This window comes from Psychrobacter sp. G (assembly GCF_000418305.1).
Taxonomy (GTDB): domain Bacteria; phylum Pseudomonadota; class Gammaproteobacteria; order Pseudomonadales; family Moraxellaceae; genus Psychrobacter; species Psychrobacter cryohalolentis.
Genome location: NC_021661.1, coordinates 1,839,627 through 1,861,444 on the forward strand (window position 1 = coordinate 1,839,627; position 21,818 = coordinate 1,861,444).

Annotated in this window: 19 protein-coding genes; 6 read left to right on the forward strand and 13 right to left on the reverse strand. The window is 43.5% G+C overall.

Going from position 1 to position 21,818, the window contains the following annotated elements; all coding sequences use genetic code 11:
• Positions 1 to 150 precede the first annotated feature (150 nt).
• Positions 151 to 909, forward strand: a complete 759-nt coding sequence (locus PSYCG_RS07595; RefSeq protein WP_020443661.1) for an IclR family transcriptional regulator — start codon at positions 151 to 153, stop codon at positions 907 to 909.
• An 86-nt stretch (positions 910 to 995) separates the two neighbouring features.
• Here the strand turns inward: PSYCG_RS07595 and mmsB are convergent, their stop codons facing one another.
• The 8 genes from mmsB to PSYCG_RS07635 all read right to left on the reverse strand — a co-directional run bounded on the left by mmsB (position 996) and on the right by PSYCG_RS07635 (position 12,652).
• The gene (gene mmsB, locus PSYCG_RS07600; RefSeq protein WP_020443662.1) at positions 996 to 1,961 is read right to left on the reverse strand and encodes a 3-hydroxyisobutyrate dehydrogenase; all 966 of its coding nucleotides are present in this window, start codon (positions 1,959 to 1,961) and stop codon (positions 996 to 998) included.
• Between the two features lie 111 nt (positions 1,962 to 2,072).
• Positions 2,073 to 3,302 (reverse strand): enoyl-CoA hydratase/isomerase family protein, encoded by a 1,230-nt coding sequence (locus PSYCG_RS07605; protein WP_020443663.1) that lies wholly within the window; start codon positions 3,300 to 3,302, stop codon positions 2,073 to 2,075.
• 59 nt (positions 3,303 to 3,361) lie between these two features.
• On the reverse strand, positions 3,362 to 4,144 hold the full coding sequence (locus PSYCG_RS07610; protein ID WP_020443664.1) for an enoyl-CoA hydratase: 783 nt from the start codon (positions 4,142 to 4,144) through the stop codon (positions 3,362 to 3,364).
• Between the two features lie 45 nt (positions 4,145 to 4,189).
• Positions 4,190 to 5,350, reverse strand: coding sequence for an acyl-CoA dehydrogenase family protein (locus tag PSYCG_RS07615; protein WP_020443665.1), 1,161 nt, complete (start codon positions 5,348 to 5,350; stop codon positions 4,190 to 4,192).
• A 63-nt stretch (positions 5,351 to 5,413) separates the two neighbouring features.
• A complete protein-coding gene (locus PSYCG_RS07620; RefSeq protein WP_011513848.1) occupies positions 5,414 to 6,898 on the reverse strand; it encodes a CoA-acylating methylmalonate-semialdehyde dehydrogenase in 1,485 nt (494 codons plus the stop codon).
• Between the two features lie 324 nt (positions 6,899 to 7,222).
• Positions 7,223 to 9,268: a propionate--CoA ligase gene (locus PSYCG_RS07625; protein ID WP_011513849.1), complete on the reverse strand. Its 2,046-nt coding sequence runs from the start codon at positions 9,266 to 9,268 to the stop codon at positions 7,223 to 7,225.
• Positions 9,269 to 9,490: 222 nt separating this feature from the next.
• Positions 9,491 to 11,161: a fatty acid--CoA ligase gene (locus tag PSYCG_RS07630; protein ID WP_011513850.1), complete on the reverse strand. Its 1,671-nt coding sequence runs from the start codon at positions 11,159 to 11,161 to the stop codon at positions 9,491 to 9,493.
• 252 nt (positions 11,162 to 11,413) lie between these two features.
• Positions 11,414 to 12,652, reverse strand: a complete 1,239-nt coding sequence (locus PSYCG_RS07635) for an MFS transporter (RefSeq protein ID WP_041772270.1) — start codon at positions 12,650 to 12,652, stop codon at positions 11,414 to 11,416.
• A 528-nt stretch (positions 12,653 to 13,180) separates the two neighbouring features.
• Here PSYCG_RS07635 and PSYCG_RS07640 point away from each other — a divergent pair.
• Both PSYCG_RS07640 and PSYCG_RS07645 read left to right on the forward strand, forming a co-directional pair.
• A complete protein-coding gene (locus PSYCG_RS07640) occupies positions 13,181 to 13,603 on the forward strand; it encodes a hypothetical protein (RefSeq protein ID WP_020443668.1) in 423 nt (140 codons plus the stop codon).
• Positions 13,604 to 13,796: 193 nt separating this feature from the next.
• On the forward strand, positions 13,797 to 14,543 hold the full coding sequence (locus tag PSYCG_RS07645) for a hypothetical protein (RefSeq protein WP_020443669.1): 747 nt from the start codon (positions 13,797 to 13,799) through the stop codon (positions 14,541 to 14,543).
• A 28-nt stretch (positions 14,544 to 14,571) separates the two neighbouring features.
• On the opposite strand, the gene PSYCG_RS13430 is transcribed toward PSYCG_RS07645, so the two are convergent.
• Both PSYCG_RS13430 and PSYCG_RS07650 read right to left on the reverse strand, forming a co-directional pair.
• A complete protein-coding gene (locus PSYCG_RS13430; protein ID WP_020443670.1) occupies positions 14,572 to 14,721 on the reverse strand; it encodes a hypothetical protein in 150 nt (49 codons plus the stop codon).
• A gap of 170 nt (positions 14,722 to 14,891) precedes the next feature.
• Positions 14,892 to 15,437: an Rrf2 family transcriptional regulator gene (locus PSYCG_RS07650; RefSeq protein WP_020443671.1), complete on the reverse strand. Its 546-nt coding sequence runs from the start codon at positions 15,435 to 15,437 to the stop codon at positions 14,892 to 14,894.
• 489 nt (positions 15,438 to 15,926) lie between these two features.
• On the opposite strand from PSYCG_RS07650, the gene ychF reads away from it, so the two are divergent.
• The 3 genes from ychF to PSYCG_RS07665 all read left to right on the forward strand — a co-directional run bounded on the left by ychF (position 15,927) and on the right by PSYCG_RS07665 (position 19,351).
• The gene (gene ychF, locus PSYCG_RS07655; RefSeq protein WP_011513855.1) at positions 15,927 to 17,018 is read left to right on the forward strand and encodes a redox-regulated ATPase YchF; all 1,092 of its coding nucleotides are present in this window, start codon (positions 15,927 to 15,929) and stop codon (positions 17,016 to 17,018) included.
• Between the two features lie 136 nt (positions 17,019 to 17,154).
• Positions 17,155 to 18,588, forward strand: coding sequence for a deoxyguanosinetriphosphate triphosphohydrolase (locus PSYCG_RS07660; protein WP_020443673.1), 1,434 nt, complete (start codon positions 17,155 to 17,157; stop codon positions 18,586 to 18,588).
• 82 nt (positions 18,589 to 18,670) lie between these two features.
• Entirely contained in the window at positions 18,671 to 19,351 is a 681-nt protein-coding gene (locus PSYCG_RS07665) for a TetR family transcriptional regulator (RefSeq protein ID WP_011513857.1), read from the forward strand.
• A gap of 49 nt (positions 19,352 to 19,400) precedes the next feature.
• Here PSYCG_RS07665 and gspK read toward each other — a convergent pair whose 3' ends face one another.
• The 3 genes from gspK to gspI are packed head-to-tail and all read right to left on the reverse strand — an operon-like array spanning position 19,401 to position 21,817.
• Entirely contained in the window at positions 19,401 to 20,474 is a 1,074-nt protein-coding gene (gene gspK / locus PSYCG_RS07670) for a type II secretion system minor pseudopilin GspK (RefSeq protein ID WP_020443674.1), read from the reverse strand.
• Positions 20,475 to 20,477: 3 nt separating this feature from the next.
• Positions 20,478 to 21,341 carry a type II secretion system minor pseudopilin GspJ gene (gene gspJ / locus PSYCG_RS07675; protein ID WP_020443675.1) on the reverse strand — a complete coding sequence of 288 codons (864 nt, stop codon included), beginning with the start codon at positions 21,339 to 21,341 and terminating at the stop codon, positions 20,478 to 20,480.
• Complete coding sequence (gspI, locus tag PSYCG_RS07680) at positions 21,338 to 21,817, reverse strand: type II secretion system minor pseudopilin GspI (RefSeq protein ID WP_020443676.1); 480 nt, start codon at positions 21,815 to 21,817, stop codon at positions 21,338 to 21,340. Before gspI ends, gspJ begins: the two co-directional genes overlap by 4 nt.
• Position 21,818 lies beyond the last annotated feature (1 nt).

The following is a 21,818-nucleotide window of genomic DNA, read 5'->3' on the forward strand; positions in this document are numbered from 1 at the left end:
TTAGAGTCAGTAAGCCAATTACTGTAGGCTTTTATACTTATCCATTTTTAGCCTTATCGCCTTGACTGTTCTGCTCTATTTTTAGAGGCGATTATATCTATTACGATACAACTACTTGCTTTGTTTTTTTATTATTACTGAGTCATTTATATGCCTAAAGTATCATCGATTACCCGTGTGCTAGAGATTATTGAGGCGGTATCTTATGCCTCAAAGCCGATTTCGCCACTAGAGCTATCGCAGGAGCTTGATATTCCGAAGCCAACCATTCATCGATTGATTCAAAATCTGGTTGATGAAGGGTTTGTGACAATTGATATTGGCGGCGGTATTATACCGGGTAAACGTGTACGCAATTTGGGTGTTGAGCTTTGGCAGCAGCGACTGTTCTTTAATGAACGTCAAATGATTTTGCAAAAACTGGTCGATGAGTTAAAAGAAACCTGCGGTATCGGTGTTCCTTATCACATGAATATGATCTATACCAACCGCGCACAAACGACCTTGCCGATACAGATTTATTTACCAGTGGGCGCAAAGTCGCCAATGTGGTGTACAGCGACTGGGAAGCTGTATTTAAGTCAGTTGCCGAGTGCAAGCCGCGAAAAAATACTACAAAATTTATCACTAGATAAGTTCACTAAAAACACCATCACTGATATCGACAAATTAAACGCTGAGCTTGATCGTATCGCTGAAACAGGCATAGGTATCGATAACGAAGAGTTTATCTCTGAGATGGTGGCAATCGCCGTACCGATAAGGGATAGGAAATCACGCTACCTTGCTTCGCTATATCTGCATGCACCGACCATACGGGTGTCTTTAGATGGCCTCTTAACCTATGTGCCACGACTGCAAAAAGCGGCGCAAGATATTCAGTCTCTGGTCTATGAGCTGCCAAGTTAAATGCCTTGATATAAACTAGAAATAAGTCAAAAAAGGTCTGCACTATTACCATAATGCAGACCTTTTTTATTTGTGTGCTTGATAATTTAAGACAATACAGAGCTGTCGTGACGCGCCATAATGCTAGAAAAATCTCTATCGCCATTCTCGATGGTATGCGCGGCATAAAGCTCAGTTGCTTTAGCGCCCATTGGTGTCTCTACATGCGTATCTTGAGCGGTTTGCATGGCAAGGTTAAGATCCTTTTGCATCAGCTTACTCATAAAGCCACCTTGATAGCCATTGCTCGATGGGACATTTTCCATCACTTGCGGATAAGGGTTGTAGACCTCTAGCGTCCAGTTACGACCGGAGCTTTGTAGCATGATATCGGATAGCACTTTTGGGTCGAGACCATTTTTGACGCCTAGATTAATCGCCTCTGCCGTTCCTGCCATCAGAATTCCAAGCAGCATGTTATTACAGATTTTAGCTACTTGTCCTGCACCATGCTCGCCTGCGTGAAAGATGTTTTTGCCCATTACAGCCAGTATCGGTTCAGCTTTGGCAAAGGCTGCATCGTCTCCACCAACGATAAAGGTCAATGTGCCAGCGATAGCGCCCCCTGTACCGCCAGAGACTGGCGCATCTAAAAAATCAATACCAAGCTTACTTGCAGCTTCTGCTACTTTCCTAGCATCAGCAGCTGCTATAGTACTGCTATCGATAACCAAAGTACCTTTTGGTAAGTCTGAAAGTAGACTGTCAGAGCTACCTTCTCCTAGATAGACAGAATGGACATGCTTGCCAGCAGGTAACATACTGATAATCACCTGAGCATTTTGAGCAGCATCTTTCGGACTCTCTGCTACATGGGCACCCGCTTGTTGCAAGCGCGCGGTCGCCTCTACAGATAAATCATAAACCGAAAGCGTATAACCTGCCTTTAACAAGTTTTCTGCCATTGGACCGCCCATGTTACCTAGTCCAATAAAGGCAATATTTGGCTTTGCCGTATTACCATCATTATCAGTCGTAGTTGTACTACTTGAACCTGTATCCTTTGTAGCCATCTCATCGCTCCTTGATGATTGATTATGCAATTAGTTTTAATTTTTCAAATTTCACTTAATCTAGTCACTTAATCCAGTTAAGTTGGCTTAAATCAGATGCTAAATATCTGGTTAGCGAACCGCTTCATTACCCAATGCAGCAGCGCTAAGCCAATCGTCTAAAGGATGCTCGCCTTTAGCATATGGATTGGTAAAATGCTGCTGGATATAATCTTGTCCCTCTGCGCTCAAGCAGTCCGCTAACGTACGAGACCAGTTTGGCGTCCGATCTTTATCAATCAATAACGCACGTACGCCTTCTTTGAAATCAGGGTTAGCCGCACAATGTACAGCGACATTGGTCTCTAGGTACAAAACTTGCTCTAGCGATAAATCCGTCACCTTATGATATAGCGCATAGGTCAATGCCGCAGTCACTGGACAGCCATGTCGATAGGTTGCAATGGCTCGCTGTGTCCAACTGTCGGCAGCAAAATCTGCATCGAGCTCTATGAGCGCCTCATCACTTTGTAATAGCGCATCGATATCACCCAAACCGCCCCTGTTCATTAGCTGCTGAATAGCACACCAATGCTGCGCAAGCTTACTAGTAGGCAATTCAGCAACAGGCTGCGCCGCCAATGCTCGACTCACGATACTATGGGCGCTATTGTTGTCACATTTATCCGTACTATTAGCTGCAACCTGCCAATCGCTCTGTTTTAAACTTTGTATGACGGCATCATAGTGACTACTGGCGACAGCATACTCTGCAAGGTTAGCCAACATTGCATCGTTGCCATTACACATCGCACCCGTTAGCCCCAAGAACAAACCTGCTTTGGCTGGCATACGCTGCAAAAACCAACTGCCAGAAGCATCAGGGAACAGCCCAATAGTCACTTCTGGCATCGCAAAGCGGGTACGCTCGGTGACCAGACGATGGCTGCAACCTGACATCAATCCCATGCCACCGCCCATAATAATGCCGTCACCCCATAGTATTAATGGCTTAGTATAAAAGTGCATTTGGCGGTATAGACGATATTCATGACCAAAAAAATCTGTCGCATAAGGATTTGGCATAGGCGCTGTTGCTGACATACTGTCATATAACCTACGAATATCACCGCCAGCACAAAACGCCTTATCGCCCGCGCCTTTTAATAGCAATGCCACTACTTGCTCATCACCTTGCCACTGCTCTAGTTGTTGCGATAACAATTGACACATCTCAACGCTCAAGGCATTAAGAGATTTGGGCATATTTAACGTCATTATCCCAATAAGGTGACCACAATCTGTCGGCTCGGTGCTGAATAATACCGGCGCGTCTGATATGCCTTCTATAGCTGCTGTCATAAATGTGACCTACAAATATTAAAAGAAAAATAGTATCATTAAGTTTGATTTTATGGCGTTTATTTATTTTGCCAAACAGGCTTACGCTTCTCTAAAAATGCTTGCACACCTTCGCGCTGATCTTCAGTATCGAACAATCTAACAAAGGCTTCACGCTCATGGATAAGGTTTTGCGCAGGCGGCGTGTGTCTTGCTGCTTGAATAAGTGTTTTGGAATAACTGACTGCAACTGGTGATTGTTTAGCAGCTTTTTGCGCCAATGCTTGTGCTGTTTGTAATCCTTCACCTTTCGCAGCAACTTCTTCGACTAAGCCAATGCGTAGTGCAGTCTCGGCATCGACGCGCTCACCGCATAATATCATGCGCTTTGCCCAACCCTCGCCTACTAAAGCGGTTAGATTTTGGGTACCACCGGCACACGGCAACAAGCCAACGCCCGTCTCAGGTAATGCCATTTGAGCATGATCTTCTGCGATACGGATATCACAAGCGAGTGCGCACTCAAGTCCACCGCCCATCGCATAGCCATTGATCACTGCAATGCTCACGCCGCGATAGGCTGACAATGCTTCGAACGCTTCACCAAAGGCTATCGCCATACTGATCGCGCGACCTTTATCACCATCTGCAAAATTATTTAGATCGGCGCCCGCTGAAAAGAATTTCTCACCATCGCCATGAACAATTAGTGCATATACCTCGTCGTTGGTATTGAGGTCAGTGACCAGTTGCTTAAGCGCCTTGAGACTGCCCATTGTCCATGTATGAGCAGGTGGGTTATTCAGTGTTAGCGTTGCAGTATGACCATCAATCGATAGTTTTAAGTTGGTATAATCCGTCATGAGCAAACATCCTTATCATAAAATCATTTTATTCATATAAATAGGTTAGCGCAGTTGGCTCAATGCATCGTCTTGTAATAGCTGACGCGAGACAATCACGCGCATAATCTCATTGGTGCCTTCCAAAATCTGATGCACACGCAAATCTCGCACATGACGCTCAAGCGGATACTCATTGAGATAGCCATAGCCACCGTGTAGTTGCAGAGCTTCGTTGGCGACATCAAAACACAAATCCGTCGATAAGCGCTTTGCCATCGCGCAATAAGTAGAGGCTTGCGCATCGTTATTATCAACTTTGTTCGCTGCTAAATACAGCATTTGCCGTGCCGTGATGGTTTGAGTCAACATATCAGCAAGCTTAAACTGTACCGACTGTAAGCTGGCAATCGGGCTGCCAAACTGGCTGCGCTCTTGTACATAATTGGTCGCTGTCTCAAGCGCCGCTTGCGCCGTCCCTACTGCACAGATACCGATATTAATCCGGCCACCATCCAACCCTTTCATGGCGATACGGAAACCTTGACCTTCCTCGCCGATGAGATTCTCTACTGGCACTTTGACATCTTTAAAGCTAATCGTCCGTGTTGGCTGCGCTTTCCAGCCCATTTTATGCTCATTTTTGCCGTATTCAATACCAGCACTATCGGCATCAACCACAAATGCTGAGATGCCTTTGGGTCCTGCAGCGCCCGTACGTGCCATAACCACTAACACATCGGTGGAACCTGCCCCTGAGATAAAAGTTTTTTCGCCATTAAGAACATAATACTCGCCTTGCTTATCGGCTTTGGTACGTAGCGATGCAGCATCAGAACCGGCATTAGGTTCCGTCAAACAATAACTGCCTAGCCATTCACCACTGACCATATTTGGCAAATATTTTTTGCACAACACATCGCTACCAAACTCACCAATCATCCAGCCTGCCATATTATGAATACTCATATAAGCAGCTACTGCGGTATCACCCCATGCTAGCTCTTCAAAAACCATGGCAGAATCTAAACGCGGCAAGCCCAAGCCATCATACTCAGGGTTGGTATATAACCCTAAAAAGCCAAGCTCGCCTGATTTTTTGATGACATCAATTGGGAAATGCGAAGTGCGATCCCATTCAGCAGCATTGGGCTTTAGCTCTTTTTGTGCAAACTGTCTAGCAGTTTGTCGAAAGGCGATTTGGTCATCGGTCAATGAAAAATCCATGGGGTCATCCTTGTGCTGAATAGAGTATATTAAAGCGTCAATGCAAATATAGGTGATTCAGCGTTAAATTGAAATAGTCGTATTAACACCGCGACTTGCTTCATCATCAAACCAGCGCGCTGTAACGGTCTTGGTTTGGGTATAAAATTGCACTGCTTGCTTACCATAAGGACCTAAATCACCAAGCTTACTAGCACGTGAACCTGAAAACGAGAACATCGGTAGTGGCACAGGAATTGGCAAGTTAATACCGATTTGACCGACTTGGATATCTTGCTGGAACTTATGCGCGGCAGCCCCTGACTGAGTAAAGATAGCGGTACCATTACCATGCGGGTTGGCATTGAGCAGCTCAATTGCCTCATCTAAGCTATTGGCACGCATGATGCACAGTACAGGTCCAAAGATTTCTTCTTTGTAAATTTGCATGTCGCTTGTGACGTTATCAAAGATAGTTGGACCAACGAAGTTGCCTTTCTCATACCCTTCAACCGTAATACCACGACCATCAAGCAATAGACTGGCTCCCTCTTCTACACCAGTACCAATCAAATGCTCAACACGCGCTTTTGCTGCAGGAGAAATCAGTGGACCCAAATCTTTATCGTGCTTACCGGCTGAGACGATTAAACCTTCTGCTTTGGCCTTGATGTCATCAATCCACTCACCAGCAGCACCGACAAGGACAACGACAGACAGTGCCATACAACGCTGACCGGCAGCACCAAATGCGGCACCTGCTAGCTGATTAAGAGTCTGCTCTTTATTGGCATCCGGCAAGATAACGCCATGGTTTTTTGCGCCCATCATACACTGAGCACGTTTGCCTGATTGACTGGCACGCTCATAAACATGTTTGCCGACATTGGTCGAACCGACAAAAGAAACTGCTTTAATATCAGGATGATCACAAATCGCATCAACGGTGGCTTTGCCGCCATGTACGACGTTTAGCACTCCTTCAGGCACACCCGCTTCAACCGCAAGTTCAACCAAACGCATGGTCACCATCGGATCTTGTTCAGAAGGTTTTAAGATAAAAGTATTACCCGTGGCAATCGCCATTGGAAACATCCACAGTGGAATCATCGCTGGGAAGTTGAACGGCGTAATGCCTGCACAAACACCAAGTGGCTGCCAAATACTGTAAGTATCAACACCTGATGCAACGTTTTCAACAAAGTCCCCAATCTGCAGGTTTGCAATGCCTGCTGCATGCTCGACTACCTCTAAACCTCGGAATACATCACCACGCGCATCAGCAATGGTCTTGCCCTGCTCTGCAGTCAAGATCTCTGCTAATTCATCCATATGGTCGCGAATCAGTGCTTGGTACTTTAAAAAGATACGAGCACGAGTGGTAATTGGTGTTTTACGCCACGTTTGAAAAGCCGTTTGAGCGGCAGCGACTGCTTGATTGATTTCATCGTCTGTCGTTTGCGGTACCTTGGCAATGACTTCTTGAGTGGCAGGATCGGTAATATCAATCCATTCGCTAGTATTAGAATCAACAAATTGACCATTGATGAGCTGCTTGACGTGGTGCATAAGATATCCTTATCTTGTTTGTAAGACCGCCATTAGGTGACGGCTTAGAATTTTGAAGACTTTGAGTTTTAAAACTCTAAATTTAAAAACTTAAAATTTATCATTCTGTCATATAATTTTAAAATGATTTATTTCGTATCGTTATTGACTATAACAATAAAACAATTTTAGGGTCAAGCTCTTTATGCTGCTTTTAGTAAAGTTAACGTTAATGTCCGATTTATATACCATAATCCATAAGCTATTAACGACAATAAAAAAGCCCATGAGCATTCATGAGCTTTTTTAGATAAAGGTAGTTTTAAAACGTGCCTGAAAATGCGCCTAGTAATCCTTCATAGATTGCTTGACCGCATCAATAGCCGTTGGATTATCAAGGGTAGACATATCACCAGTGGGTTTATCCTCTGCTAACGCCCGAATAGCACGGCGCAATATCTTACCAGAGCGCGTCTTTGGTAATGCTTGCGGGAAATAAATCGCAGCAGGTCGCGCGATACCGCCTAAGGATTTCACCACCGCACCGATCACTTGCTGCTCAAGGCGAAAGCGGTTTTCAGTGGTTGCCACCAGTTCATGATCTTTTAACACGCAAAAAGCAATCGGCAGCTCGCCTTTTAGTTCATCTTGAATACCCACGACCGCACACTCTGCGACCTCTGCATGCATACTGATTGCCTCTTCAATCTCTTGGGTTCCCAGTCTATGACCGGCGACGTTGATGACATCATCGGTACGACCAAGGATATGAAAATAACCGTCCTCGTCAACGACTGCATAGTCCGATGTCGAATATTGATTGCTATCCGCTAAGCTAAAGTAGCTGTCAATAAAGCGCTTATCATTACCCCAAACTGTGGTCAAACAACCCGGTGGTAAGGGCGCACGAATCGCCAGTAAACCTTTTTCACCCGCTTTACACGGCTCGCCAGTTTCTTCATTGATGACCTGCGCATCGTAGCCATACATAGGATAGCCAGGTGAGCCTTGTTTGTGCGGTTTATCAGCGAACCTAGGAGTATTACTCAGAATAGGCCAACCTGATTCTGTCTGCCAATAATGGTCTAAAATCGGTACACCCAAATGCTTGGTCAGCCAGCTGGCAGTAGACTCATCTAGTGGCTCACCTGCCAAAAAGAAGGATTTGACGCTTGAGACATCGTAACGGGTCATCCATGTCTCATCTTGCTTTTTCAGCATACGCACACCAGTTGGTGCGGTGAATAAGATATTGACCTTGTTGGCCTCCACAATACGCCACCAGATACCAGGGTTTGGTAGATGCGGTAAGCCTTCATACATAACACTGGTCATGCCAGCAAGCAATGGCGCATAAATGGTATAAGAATGCCCAACGGCCCAACCGATATCAGATATCGCCCAAAACGTCTCGCCTGCCTTACCGTCGTAGATATAGTCTATCGATGTGGTCAGTGCTACTGCATGACCACCGGTATCACGTTGCACGCCTTTTGGTGTGCCCGTCGTACCAGAGGTATAAAGCAGATACGATGGCGTATTAGACTCAAGCCATACAGGCTCGACGATAGCATTGGCTTCACAGCTGATACGGCGTTCAGTGGCATAATCCACATCTAGCTCTTTTACGTCAAACGGCAAAATACCACGATTGACCACTACTACATGCTCAGGCTTAGTGGTTGCCTGCTCGATACCTTGATTGACAAGGTTTTTATAGTTGACGACTTTACCACCACGCAAACCTGCATCCACTGTGATGACCATTTTTGCTTCAGCATCATCCATACGAATGGCTAAATTATGGGCAGCAAAGCCACCAAATACCACCGAATGCACTGCACCGATACGCGCACAGGCGAGCATTGCATAAGCGGCCTCTAAAATCATCGGCATATAAATGATGACACGATCGCCCTTCTCAATACCGTAACGCTTTAATACATCGGCAAAATAATTCACTTCTTTATAAAGGTCGTTATAAGTCAGGCGGCGCTTGGTGTAGTCGGTATAGAACTCAACGTTATTACCCAAGTCTTTAAAAGCATCGACTACAGCAGGATAGGTTTCTACGAGTTCTTGATTAATCTCTGATGACAGCCAAATAAAGGCATCCTGTTCTGCACGTTCTTCAAGGTGACGATCGACACAGTTATAGCAAAGATTGGTCTCGCCGCCAACAAACCACTGCGCAAATGGCAAATTACTGTCATCAAGGATTTGCTCAGGCTCTTTATGCCAATAGATACGCTTGGCTTGCTCAGCCCAAAACTCTTCTTTATTTTCAATAGAAGACTGATAAATCTCAGCAAAGGTTTGAGTCGTATTTAGTGCTTGAAATGTTGGGGCTGACATTTGATTGGTCACTGCAGTGGCGGTTTGCGCGCTCATAATAGCTGTCCTTAGCATAAATGATGGGTAATGCGATGTGATTTGTCCGATAATATCATAATATAAGACTGGCTATCCCGGCCAGCTATCCTTACTAAATCAAAAAAACCGATACACTACGTATCGATTTAGTGTGTATCGGTTTAAAATGTAGCAGAGCCAATCATAAAGGTCAACTATTAAGCCTGTTATCTGCTTAATAGTTGAGTTAGTTCAAAAAAACTATACCTCGCTCTGATTGGCATACATCTCACGCATCACTTTTTTATCGTGTTTACCAACAGAGGTCTTTGGTAGTTCATCTACAAACTTAAACTGACTAGGTATACCGTATTTTGGAATGATACCACGGGCCACTGCCTGCTCTGCCAGCGCTTTGATGTCATCAACTTTGGTATCTTGGCAATTTGGTTTGAGTACTACCAATGCTAATGGACGTTCGCCCCATTGCTTATCACGTACCCCAATCACAGACACATCCGCCACCGAAGGATGTAGCGATAGAATCGTCTCAATCTCTAGTGAAGATATCCACTCGCCACCTGACTTAATCACATCTTTTAAGCGATCGGTGATTTTGATATAGCCATCAGGTCGTATATAAGCGATGTCTTGAGTATGCATGTAGCCGTTTTCCCACAGCTCTTTGCCAGCGTCATCATTTTTTAAATAGCTTTGGGTCAACCACGGTGCGCGTAATACCAGCTCGCCAGTATTATCCTGACCTGTACCAACTGGCTGATTGTTCTCTCCCCATACTTGAGCATCAACCATAAGTACAGGCTTACCCGTCATACAGCGGCGAGCAATATCCTCTTCTTCACTCAGCTGCGGCTCATTGAGGCTAAAGTCAGTCAGACTGATTAGAGGTGCGGTCTCCGACATCCCATAACCGGTATAAACTTCAATACCCTGATCCATCGCCGCTTTTGCCAAGCCTTCTGTCAATCGTGAACCACCAATAATCATTTTTAGACCATTAAAGCTGGCACCGCGGTCTTGCGCTTCTTTGAGTACCATTTGCAAAATTGTCGGTACACAGTGGGTGATGCTGACCTTTTCATTGATAATCAAATCCATCAACAAATCGGGTGCATAACGACCAGGATATACTTGCTTTAGACCTGTCATAGTAGCTGTAAACGGAAAGCCCCACGCATGGACATGGAACATCGGGGTCATTGGCATATAGACATCACCATAGCTGACGCCTTGTTTATTTGGCAACATACCAATCGACGCTGCTTCCGTCAGGGTATGCAGTACTAACTGACGATGGCTAAAGAACACGCCTTTCGGATCACCTGTCGTACCTGAGGTATAAAAAGTTGTAGCAATGGTGTTTTCATCAAAATCTGGGAAATCAAAATGGTCATCAGCAGCATCAAGTAGCGCCTCATATTCACCTTTGACACGGTTCTGGTTACCCCCGAATACGCCCTCAGAGGTCACACCATTATCATCTAACCAAATAATATGCTCAATGCTGGAGTTTTCAAACTGATAATCTTTGACCAACGGCGCAAATTCAGAGTTGAGTAGCAGCACCTTTGGTTTCGCATGATTAATGGTGTAAAGGATTTTGTCAGGTGATAGACGAATATTGACCGTCTGCAAAATATACTCTGACATTGGTACGGCAAAGTAGGATTCAAGATAGCGATGACTGTCCCAATCCATCACAGCAACCACATCACCAGCATCAAGGTTTAAGCCGTCTAAAACATTTGCCAAACGATTGATACGGTTAAATAAGTCTTTATAAGTAAAACGTTTTTTATCTGCATAAACGATTTCTTGATCTTGTGATACGGTTTTGGCGCGGTTTAATAACTGCTTAACCAATAGCGGAAAATCATAGGCGGATGGCGCACTGTGATAGATATTTGACATAAGTTTGACGTCCTTGTTTATAGTATTTTTTAGTGCAGATAAAAACCAATTGATTGGATATCAGTCGTGATTACATGGTGATGTTTTTATCAATAACCTCTTGATAGTAAGAAAAAACCAGCCTCATGTAAAGGCATGACACATAAGTGGCACAATACTCATTGTTCGAAAATAATCGTTTCTCGATTGCTTAGCTTGTGATAGCTTATTTTATCTCTTATGTTGGTTTGTCTGGTGTTAGCTTGTCTGGCATTAAGCAGGACGCGGTTTTGTTTTTATCATGCCAAAACTTGCGACCAAAAGTGCCAATACTTGTACAAATAATAATAGCCAAACGGTTAATGACCATTGTCCACGTGCATAAACGATACCGCACAGCCATGCGCCCATCGTGCCGCCCGCATAATAAGCCATATAATATAAACCTGAAGCTAATGAACGTCCGTTTTTGACATTGACGGCAATATAGCTAATGGTTGCCGCTTGGGTAACAAAAACGCCTGACGACATAATGGCAAGCCCAATAATAATGCCCCATAATGGCGTGACCAGCGTTAATAACGCACCAAGCATCGAAAAAATCACTGCCACTCGAACGGTGCGTGCTGCCCCAAATCGACGTAATAATGTTGTCGACAATGGCGTGATAATCACTCCGATTAAATACACCGCAAAAATATTGGCAAGCGCGCCAGTGCTGAGCTCATAAGGCGTGCCAGCAAGATGTAGATTGATAAAGGTAAAGCAACCAACGAGCGAAAAAAGCACACAAGCACCGAGCAAACATGCGGTTACCACATAACGATTGGTCAAATGCTCACCAAGCGTCTGCATCGCTGAGCGAAAATTTGGATTGGCTACAAAATGCCGCGACGATGGCAACATCTTGCCAACCCATAGTGCACCGATAAGCGTCATCGCTGCCATCACATAATAGCCTGCACGCCAGCCAATATATTCATGCAAATGCCCCAGTAAGAACCGCCCCATAAAGCCGCCAAGTACCGAGCCTGAGACATAGAATGACATCAGCTCTGTGACAGCTCGCCCCTCGAACTCTTCACCGATATAGGCAATGGTCACAACCGTAATGCCTGGCACAGACAATCCTTGCATAAAGCGCCACATACCAAGCCAGCCAATACTAGGACTTTGGGCGATTAAAGCAGTAGGTATCGCTAAAAACAACAATGCCCCAACGATAAAAGATTTGCGCCCGGCCGCATCAGATAGCATCCCTAAAAACGGTGACATAATGGCAATCGCCATCACTGTTGCGCCAACAACCATCCCTGCCTGCACTTCAGTCGCTGAAAAATCTACCATCAATACTGGCAATACCGCTTGAATAGAATACACCTGCAAAAAGGCGAACATCCCAATCAAACCAATAGTTAACTTCAGCACCCATGAAGGCGAATCAAAGAGTATCTTTGTCGTGTTGTTATTTATATGATTATTCAAAAGAGTACTGACTATAAAAAGGCTCATTTAGCTTAGGCTAATTGGGCGTGGGTGATAGGAATACGGCAATAGTACACAAAATATCTAATCTAATAACTGTAAAAATCATGACTTAATATCAAAAAAATTTAATGAAGGCAATTTTAATCAAGGTATTTTCCATTAAAGTATTATTCATTAAATCAGCTGAGTTCCAAAGCCAATAATTCTCAAAGAAGTTAAGTTGCATTTTATCACAGCACATAACAAACACAGGTTGCGCTATGTTACAAAACAGCATTCAACACCATGATGGCAATAGCCTGAAAATAGAAGCCTATAACTATAAAAACGGCTTATAAAGCGCTCAATAATAAACCGTGGATAAACTCAATCGTCTCTTGAGTCAGCGCAGGTAGGGTGCTATTTTACAGTCCCTTCCAATGTATGGCGTTCAGCAGTAACACAAATGATGTTAAAATAACGATTTGTCCGTATTTTACCTACAGTGTTGCCCGTAATTTCAGCCATATGTTGCCTAAAACTCTATGCTTAATTTTAAAAAGGATGTAAGTCATGATTAACACCAAAATATACAAGTCCGTTTATACCTTGGCTGAAAAGCTACTAGAAGCCGATAGAAAAGGACATCAAGAAGCCTTTAATTGGCTATATAGCGAGTTAAAAGCGATTTGTGTCGATAATGAAAATACTGATAAAGACCATCCAGAGCAATGGGAAACGCTAGCCGACTTCACTGCAGAGTTAGATGAAGCGTTGGTCATTTATGATAAGGCACTTGAAAAAGCCAAAGCCATCAACTCAAAAGATCATCTGTCATCCATTGCGTTTTCTATGGCAGTTATCCAAGTTGAATTGGGGCAAAAAGAAGCTGCAATTACCAGCCTGCAGAACGCAAAAATTACCGCGAATAAAATCGAAGATAAAGAGTTTAAAGCGGAAATAGATGAATTACTTACCAAATTGTTAGCAGAGTAAACAACTCAAACTTTCGATCCGGTGCCAACACAACATCAAATCAATACATTTCTACATTCGTATATTGATACACATCCTGCTATCTTTTTTATGGCAAACTTTGTATATCTATAAATAGGCATAAGCGTTTATATATCAGCAGCCGTATAACCACTAAAATAGTTAAAAAAATAAACCATAAGGACGAGTATTAATGAGCGATAAAATCATAGATTTGGGTGCAGGATTTTGGAACATTCGTGGTACGTTTCGTTTAGGCGGTGTGCTGAATATCGGTACACAATGCTCATTGGTTAAACTTGCCTCTGGACAATTTGTTTTTTTAGACAGCTATACCTTGACTGATGACGTACGAGCGCAAGTGATGGCATTGACTAATAATGGACAAGATGTCGAAGCGGTACTTAATTTGCACCCCTTTCATACTGTCCATTGCGCGCAAATGGCAAAAGACTTTCCGCAAGCGACTTTTTATGGCAGTAGTCGGCATCATAAAAAAGTACCTGAAGTGCAATGGGCAGACGATTTGGTCGAAAGTGATGCGGTCGCTGAGCGTTATCCTGAGCTTAAGTTCTCATTGTCACAAGGGGTTCACTATATCGCACCTAATGAGATGATTCATGCAGGTTCGCTGCTGGCATTCCATCCTGCCAGTAAAAGCTTACACGTCGATGATACTTTTATGAGTCCGCCGACAAAGCTATTAGAAGCAGTGTTACCTGAATTATTGCTACATCCTACTACCAAAAAAGCACTAAAGAATGAGCCGAACGCTGGTAAAGAGTATTGTGATTGGGCAAGTAACTTGGCAGATGACTGGCGCGATGTACGCAACTTTTGCGCAGCGCATTCATATTTAGTAAAGTTTAAAGACGGTGAGTTTGAGAAAGCATTATTAAAGGCGATTGCAAAAGCACGACCTAAGCTTGAAAACGCGTAATGGTTGATTGGATAAACGATAAAAAAGGCTACCAAAATAGGTAGCCTTTTTTATCGCGAAACCCTGTTTGCAGCGTCGGGGCAACTTGTATGGTACTGTCTTGAGTGGCGTTGCTAACCATATCTAAACTTGAGTAACCTGTTAATAACATAACTGCCATAACAGCTGATGCGCTCATTTTGCAAACGCATTTTATAGTATGACTCTTTAATAATCTTGAAGTTAATTTAAATAATTTTCACTAGAATGGCATACTATTAATAGTAACTTCACAATGATGCTAAGTAGATCACAACATCCTGTCTTATTTAAATTGCCTTTCAAAAGCGAGAAAATATGTTATGACAATTATGATAATAATGCTGCAAGCTCATCCTTATTCTCGATAATGTCTGCTAATGTATAACGTTCAAGCACGGCAATAAATGCTGTCAACGCTTCAGCAAGCACCTGTTTTAGCTGACAGACCGGACTGATAATACAGCCTGAAGCTATATGACTTACAGTTTCATCAATCAGTTTTAATGACATATCGTTAACGCTAGCGTTCTTTTCATCATTTATTACAGCACTATTAATATCAGCGATCGAGCTGTCCAATGAGTTTGTAGAAAAGCACTCAACCAAAGCAAAATCCGGCTCTATCTTTTTAATCAATTCACCCAAATTAATGTCTTTTGGCGCGTGCGCTAAGCGAATACCGCCATTCTTACCGCGCACACTATCGATATAACCAAGCTGTCCGAGCTGCTGGATAATCTTGGTCAAATGACTTTTAGATATATGATAGCTATTGGCAATATCACTGATATTTGCCAATAGCGTCGGCTCGGGCTTAGTCGCCAAATATATTAACGAGCGCAGTGCATAATCACTGTAATTGGTCAATCGCACCTTAAAGTGCTCCTATTTCTAATAGTTTATTCATTTATTCTAAGGGCTATGCTAGATAAGTAAAGTGATTTAAAACCGCTTTATAAAAAGAAATGGATTGAATATGGAATAACGCTCCAAGCTTATCGAATCAGTTATTATCCGCTCTCACAAAAACAGTAGAAATCTCCTGCTTTTATCGACTTAGACTATTCATGTATAAAAACCATCAGGAGTCTAAATGTCTAAAGAGAGAAATAGAAGTTAATGAATGCTATTCTGTCAACAAAAGCACCCTATCGTTGTCTATTTTGAAGTGCTTCAACTACAGTAGCTTAGCATAATAATGAGAACCAAAAAGGCAGCTAATACTGCTCGATGAAATTCCAATTAACCAGTATAACAACCTCACCCATATTCGGTTAAATTTGCTACAATACGCCCAATTTTGATTTACTATTTTACTAAGTCTTATATCAACTGATTTTATCAATATATTGAGAGCATGTTATGGGTTTTAATTGCGGCATCGTCGGTCTACCAAACGTGGGTAAATCCACCCTGTTTAACGCCTTGACCAAAGCGGGTATCGCCGCTGAAAACTTTCCATTTTGTACCAAAGATCCCAATACAGGTATCGTTCCTGTACCTGACCCACGCCTAAAGAAACTCGCTGATATCGTCAACCCTGAACGCGTGTTACCAACGACGATGGAATTTGTTGATATCGCAGGTTTGGTCGCTGGTGCGTCAAAAGGCGAAGGCATGGGCAACCAATTCTTAGCCAATATTCGTGAGACCGATGCGATTGCGCACGTGGTACGCTGTTTTGATGATGACAACGTCGTACACGTTGATGGTCGCGTTAGCCCTATCGACGACATCGAGACCATCAATACTGAATTGGCATTAGCCGATTTAGAAGCGGTTGAGCGCGCGATCTTTAACTTGACCAAAAAAGCCAAAGGCGGTGATAAAGACGCTGGCGCCATGCTTGATATCTTCAAAAAAATCGAGCCGTTATTAGCAGAAGGTCAAGCCGCACGCGCCGCCAATCTTGATGCTGATGAGAAAAAATTAATCAGAAGTTATGGTTTAATTACTCTGAAGCCTACCATGTATATCGCTAACGTCTCTGAGGACGGCTTTGAGAATAATCCTTACTTAGATGCCGTACGCAACTATGCCACTGGCGAAGATTCTATCGTTATCGCATTGTGTAACCAAATCGAATCTGAAATTGCCCAGCTTGATGAAGATGATAAAAAAGACTTCTTGGCTGAAATGGACATGCTTGAGGCCGGTCTTGACCAAGTGATTCGTGGTGGTTATGATTTGCTTGATATGCAGACTTACTTTACCGCTGGCGTAAAAGAAGTGCGTGCATGGACAGTCGCTGTTGGCGCAACCGCACCTCAGGCAGCTGGCGTGATTCATACTGATTTTGAGCGTGGCTTTATTCGTGCTGAAGTGATTGCTTATGACGACTTTATCGAACATAACGGCGAAAAAGGTGCTGCTGCTGCCGGTAAATCACGCTTAGAAGGCAAGACTTATATCGTACAAGATGGCGATGTGATGCATTTCCGTTTTAATGTTTAATGCTTAACCTTTAATACTAGACAGCATGTTTACACAGTCTTAGCATAGAACAACCAAAAGCCAGCCTTGATGCTGGCTTTTTTTATTATACTGGGAGCGACAGCCGTTAAATAATAAGAATAAAGGATTATGGACCATGATCGCTCCTATTAATAAACCACTTAATAGCCGTAGCCATTGGGCAAAACTATTTAGTGCCCAGCGTTTAGGCAGTCAGAAAAAAGCCCCTGCTCAAGATACTGCGCGCTCTTCTTTTCATAAAGACTATGACCGATTGGTGTTTTCGCATTCCTTTCGTCAACTCAATCAAAAGACCCAAGTCCATCCATTGACAAATCAATTGGGCATTCATACCCGACTTACACATTCGCTAGAGGTTTCTTGCATTGGGCGCTCTTTAGGGATCATGGCAGCTGAGAAGCTACATGACAAACTAGAAGGTGGTTTACCTGATGGTGTCACGCCAGCTGATGTGGGTGTGATTGTACAAGCAGCCTGCCTCGCCCATGATATCGGCAATCCACCCTTTGGGCATGCGGGAGAGTACGCCATTCGTGATTGGTTTATGCATTCTGAACGTCAAACCATTCTGCAAAATATGAGCAGCAATGAGCAATTAGACTTGTTGGCTTATGAGGGTAATGCGCAAGGATTTCGTATACTCATCCGTAATGAGCATCACCCTGATGTAGGTGGTATGCGCTTGACTTGTGCCACGCTAGGCGCGTTTATGAAATACCCTTGGCTTGCGACGCATAGTAATAATGACACTCAAAGCAGTCATAAAAGTACTCCGCACAGCAGGATATCAGCTAAGGCGCAGAAATTTGGCTGCTTTTATAGTGAAGCCGTACAGTTAGAAGAGTTAGCAGCCTGCTTGAATCTACCTCGCTCAGAGCAGCATGACGGTTATGCTCGCCATCCCCTCGCCTATTTGTTGGAAGCTGCTGACGATATTTGTTATGCGCTGATAGACTTAGAAGATGGTATCAATCTAAATATGCTTACCTACAATGAGGTGGCTGCTATCTTCTATGAGCTGATTGGCGAGCGTCCTAGCACTATCAGCCTGCCTACACATATGTCCGTCAGGCAGCATCTGGCATCACTACGTGCACGGGCAATGATGCGATTGGTCAACACCGTCACCGATGCGTTTGTTGATAATAGTGATGCGATGCTAGCGGGTACACTGCAAGGCAGTCTATTTACCCATTGTGATGCGACCGTTCAGCATGGTATTACCCAAGCCAAAGAGTTAGCACGTGAAAAAATCTTTAACCACCCAAGTAAAGTGCGCATGGAGCTAATGGCCAATCAATGTCTGCATCGCCTGTTGGATGCTTTTATGCCGTTAGCTTGGACAAATGAGACAAGCACACCGATGTCCTTTGAACAACAGCGTTTGCTCATGTTGTTAAAGCCCCATCTTGATGAGCATCACCGTGTTTTAACAGATAATATTTATCAAAATATGCTCAATGTCTTAGACTTTATAACGGGCATGAACGACCATGAAGCTTATCGATTGGCCCAAGAGCTACAAGGACATTGGGGAACTGTTGTTTAAAAGCGACATTTAAGCGTATTTCATTCGTATTTTTGCAATGAAATGAGTATGATAGACTTCTATCAGTTAATTTTGAAATATTATGAGCAGTCGCGAACAAAAAAAACTTCAAACTCGGCACGCCTTTTTTAATGCAGTGCTCGATTTATGTATGACAGGACAATCTTTTAGCTCTATTAGCCTCAGACAAGTCACGCGCGAGGTTGGTGTCGTGCCGACCGCATTTTATCGCCATTTTGATGATATGGAATCGCTCGGTCGCGCTTTGGTGATTGAAGAGCTAGGTGGTACATTAGCCACTTTGAGTGAGAGTTTGCATATTGGACGTAAACGCAGCTTTGAGCGTCAAATTGCCAAAAGTATTCAGCTATTCTTGCATATGGTCAGTGAGCAACCCTACTATTGGCAGTTTTTGGTCAGTGAGCGCTATGGTGGCTCGGACGCCGTCCGTAAAGCCATCAATGAGCTTATCAAACAGCATGGGGGAAGCTTAGCAGACGATTTGGCGTTACAGCCTGCTTTTACACACATTAATACTTATGATCGTAGACTGCTGGCTGAGGCTGGGGTCAATATGTTTTTTTCTTGGATCATTGATTGGCTAGAGCTGACTTATACTGAAGATCATGATGATGAAGTCGACTTGGCTGAAATTGAACAACGAAAGCAGCTGATGCTACATAATTGTACGCGCCAAGCACAGATGTTGTTTTATGGCGCTTATAATTGGAAATCTACTGAAGAAACTCATTTAAGTGATTAATAAGACATATATTTGATTGTTTTTGATGATTATCGTTTAGTGATAATAATCAAAAATTCGGTCGAAATGCCCAAAGTCGTTGCGTCACCACGCGAACCTCTTTGGGCGTTTTGTTATCAGCGTTTTTATTATTGCTATTAGCATTATCGCCGTTATTGCTATTTTCCATAACATCAGTAGCAGTCTTGCTAATCATGATGGTTGCATAGCGTTGTCTTGCTTGACCAACAGTTGCATTATCCGTAGCAGTGATAAGTGCCGTAAAAGCTTGGCTATCAACCGCCAAGAGTGGCGCTAGTGCTTTCCGTTGCTTTTCATTTAAACTACTTAATATTGGCAGCTGCCATATCTCATCAATAGACTCGAATACTTGCTTTTCCCGCAGGTCAACGATGGTTTGCATTTGCTGGCTAGTTGCGCCGTCGATCAGAGCAGCAAGTATCACCGGACTGGCTGTATTCATATTAATAGGTAAATAATGTGGCACTACTGTGATATAAGGTCGTAGCACTGCCAATACTTCCGCGTTGATGCCTTTCACATTTTGTAGCTGATCGATATTGACCAATCGTTGATTGGGTAAATCGTTATCCACTGAGCTATTAGACTGCTGGTTATAAACCGTACTTTCATCACCGCCATCTTGATAAACCTCACTGTCTGCATCTTGATAATCAAGAACAGCAATAGCAATATCTGGCGCCAAATTCAATTGGGTTAATAGCCGTTGCAATACTGCCAAAGCATTATTATCGACTGCGCCGTTTTGATATAAATTATTGATATTAAAGCGACTGGCTTCATCACGTATTTCAATGCCAACGCTATGTGTCCCCAAGGTATAAGGGGGTATAGGCTTTGCCCAGATATCTTGCGTACTATCAGTGTCATTTAGATTAGCATCGGCACGAATCATCGTAACCGCTAGTTGCTGACCGGCATCGATATCTTGTAAGAGCTGGTTTTGATCAAACAACAAACCGCTGCGTCTAATCGCAATTTTTTGGCTGGCAAGCATCGCCCCTGCGACCACCGTAATACTAACCACTAGTAATAAAATGGTAAGTAGCGCGACACCACGCTGAGAGTCGACTTTCATGGGCATAACTGGCATGCTTGGCATATATTAAATTCCATTCCCTGAATTATTATCTACATTGCCATTGGCTGCATCATTGTTACTTGCGCCATTGCTATTGCCGTTGCCGTTGCCGTTGCCGTTGCCGTTGCCGTTGCCGTTAGAATTATCAGGAGTATTATTTTTATTGGCACTATTATTTGGTATTGGCTGCGGAGCAAGCGCCCACTGCCAGGTAATCGGCATATCTTGATAAGTGAAAGTGATAGCAACTCCTTTCGGTAGCAGCACACTCTCAGGCTGAGCAGTGGTTGACGCCGCCCCTTTTCCAAACTGGCTGTTCAAGCTGGCATTGTCACTATTACTGTCTTTATTGGGAAACTTTGTACTTATTTCTGGCAGATACGCTTGCCATTGCCCTGCTGTCACCCCTTCCAGCAAGACACTATCCAAACTGATACTATCACTACCTCCGCCTATACTGGCATATTGACGGCGAATCAAACGCTCATCAGCAAAAATATATTCGACATGCTGCATACTAGGACTGCTTTGATATCGAGGATCAGGATCAGCAAAACGGACAAAGCTGATACGCGTACTATCCAGATTCATAAAAGGTTCAGGCGCAGGCTGTAGTGCATTTTCTTGATTGCTATTATTTGCATTATCAACATTTAAAACACTGGCACTTTGAGTATTTACTGCTTGATAAGGAATGATTTGCCTCATATCTTGCTGTAGCTGCAGATAAGCATATTGCAAAACGGCTAAATTATCTGCATGGAATTGGGCACGTTCTCGAGCACGGTTGACGCTATCAAACACCTGCCAGCCTGCCACTGCTAGCATCGCAAATATTGCCATGGCGACCATCAGCTCAAGTAAGGTAAATCCATGCTGCGATTTCACAGACTACCTCCATTTGGGTTTGAGCCAGTCAAGTCCAAACTACCTATATCTTGCTTTGAGTTGCTCAGTATCACATTGATATCATTGACTGCGGTACGCGTTTGACCATCTATGATAGGTGCAACGGCGATATTCACTTTTTTTAATGCTGGCGTTATACCCTCACTCACAGTCATCGTAATTTGCCAGTCGCGACCTTGGGCATTGATTGTCTGGGCACTATTAGCAGTTAGCCAGGTGTCTTGAATACGTAAGTCAGCAGCAGCGTTTTGGGCAACAAAATGCGCAAGCGTACGTGTCCGTAATACATCGACTGAGCTCAAATAAGCACTACTAGCACGGCTCGCAGCAACAGCAACGACCGCCAAGATCGCTAAGGCAACCATCACCTCAATCAAGGTAAATCCGCTCTCATGCTTTGATAGGTTTGGCTTTCGGTTTACATGGTTAGGTTTGGCTCTGTCATTATTTATCATC

Excerpts from the sequence above, each read along its gene's own strand:
- PSYCG_RS07635 (WP_041772270.1), bottom strand. The coding sequence starts at position 12,652 with ATGAGCCTTTTTATAGTCAGTACTCTTTTGAATAATCATATAAATAAC.
- PSYCG_RS07615 (WP_020443665.1), bottom strand. The coding sequence starts at position 5,350 with ATGGATTTTTCATTGACCGATGACCAAATCGCCTTTCGACAAACTGCT.
- PSYCG_RS07630 (WP_011513850.1), bottom strand. The coding sequence starts at position 11,161 with ATGTCAAATATCTATCACAGTGCGCCATCCGCCTATGATTTTCCGCTA.
- PSYCG_RS07595 (WP_020443661.1), top strand. The coding sequence starts at position 151 with ATGCCTAAAGTATCATCGATTACCCGTGTGCTAGAGATTATTGAGGCG.
- gspI (WP_020443676.1), bottom strand. The coding sequence starts at position 21,817 with ATGATAAATAATGACAGAGCCAAACCTAACCATGTAAACCGAAAGCCA.
- PSYCG_RS13430 (WP_020443670.1), bottom strand. The coding sequence starts at position 14,721 with ATGAGCGCATCAGCTGTTATGGCAGTTATGTTATTAACAGGTTACTCA.
- PSYCG_RS07640 (WP_020443668.1), top strand. The coding sequence starts at position 13,181 with ATGATTAACACCAAAATATACAAGTCCGTTTATACCTTGGCTGAAAAG.
- PSYCG_RS07645 (WP_020443669.1), top strand. The coding sequence starts at position 13,797 with ATGAGCGATAAAATCATAGATTTGGGTGCAGGATTTTGGAACATTCGT.
- PSYCG_RS07665 (WP_011513857.1), top strand. The coding sequence starts at position 18,671 with ATGAGCAGTCGCGAACAAAAAAAACTTCAAACTCGGCACGCCTTTTTT.
- PSYCG_RS07610 (WP_020443664.1), bottom strand. The coding sequence starts at position 4,144 with ATGACGGATTATACCAACTTAAAACTATCGATTGATGGTCATACTGCA.
- mmsB (WP_020443662.1), bottom strand. The coding sequence starts at position 1,961 with ATGGCTACAAAGGATACAGGTTCAAGTAGTACAACTACGACTGATAAT.
- PSYCG_RS07620 (WP_011513848.1), bottom strand. The coding sequence starts at position 6,898 with ATGCACCACGTCAAGCAGCTCATCAATGGTCAATTTGTTGATTCTAAT.
- ychF (WP_011513855.1), top strand. The coding sequence starts at position 15,927 with ATGGGTTTTAATTGCGGCATCGTCGGTCTACCAAACGTGGGTAAATCC.
- gspK (WP_020443674.1), bottom strand. The coding sequence starts at position 20,474 with ATGCCAAGCATGCCAGTTATGCCCATGAAAGTCGACTCTCAGCGTGGT.
- PSYCG_RS07625 (WP_011513849.1), bottom strand. The coding sequence starts at position 9,268 with ATGAGCGCGCAAACCGCCACTGCAGTGACCAATCAAATGTCAGCCCCA.
- PSYCG_RS07605 (WP_020443663.1), bottom strand. The coding sequence starts at position 3,302 with ATGACAGCAGCTATAGAAGGCATATCAGACGCGCCGGTATTATTCAGC.
- PSYCG_RS07660 (WP_020443673.1), top strand. The coding sequence starts at position 17,155 with ATGATCGCTCCTATTAATAAACCACTTAATAGCCGTAGCCATTGGGCA.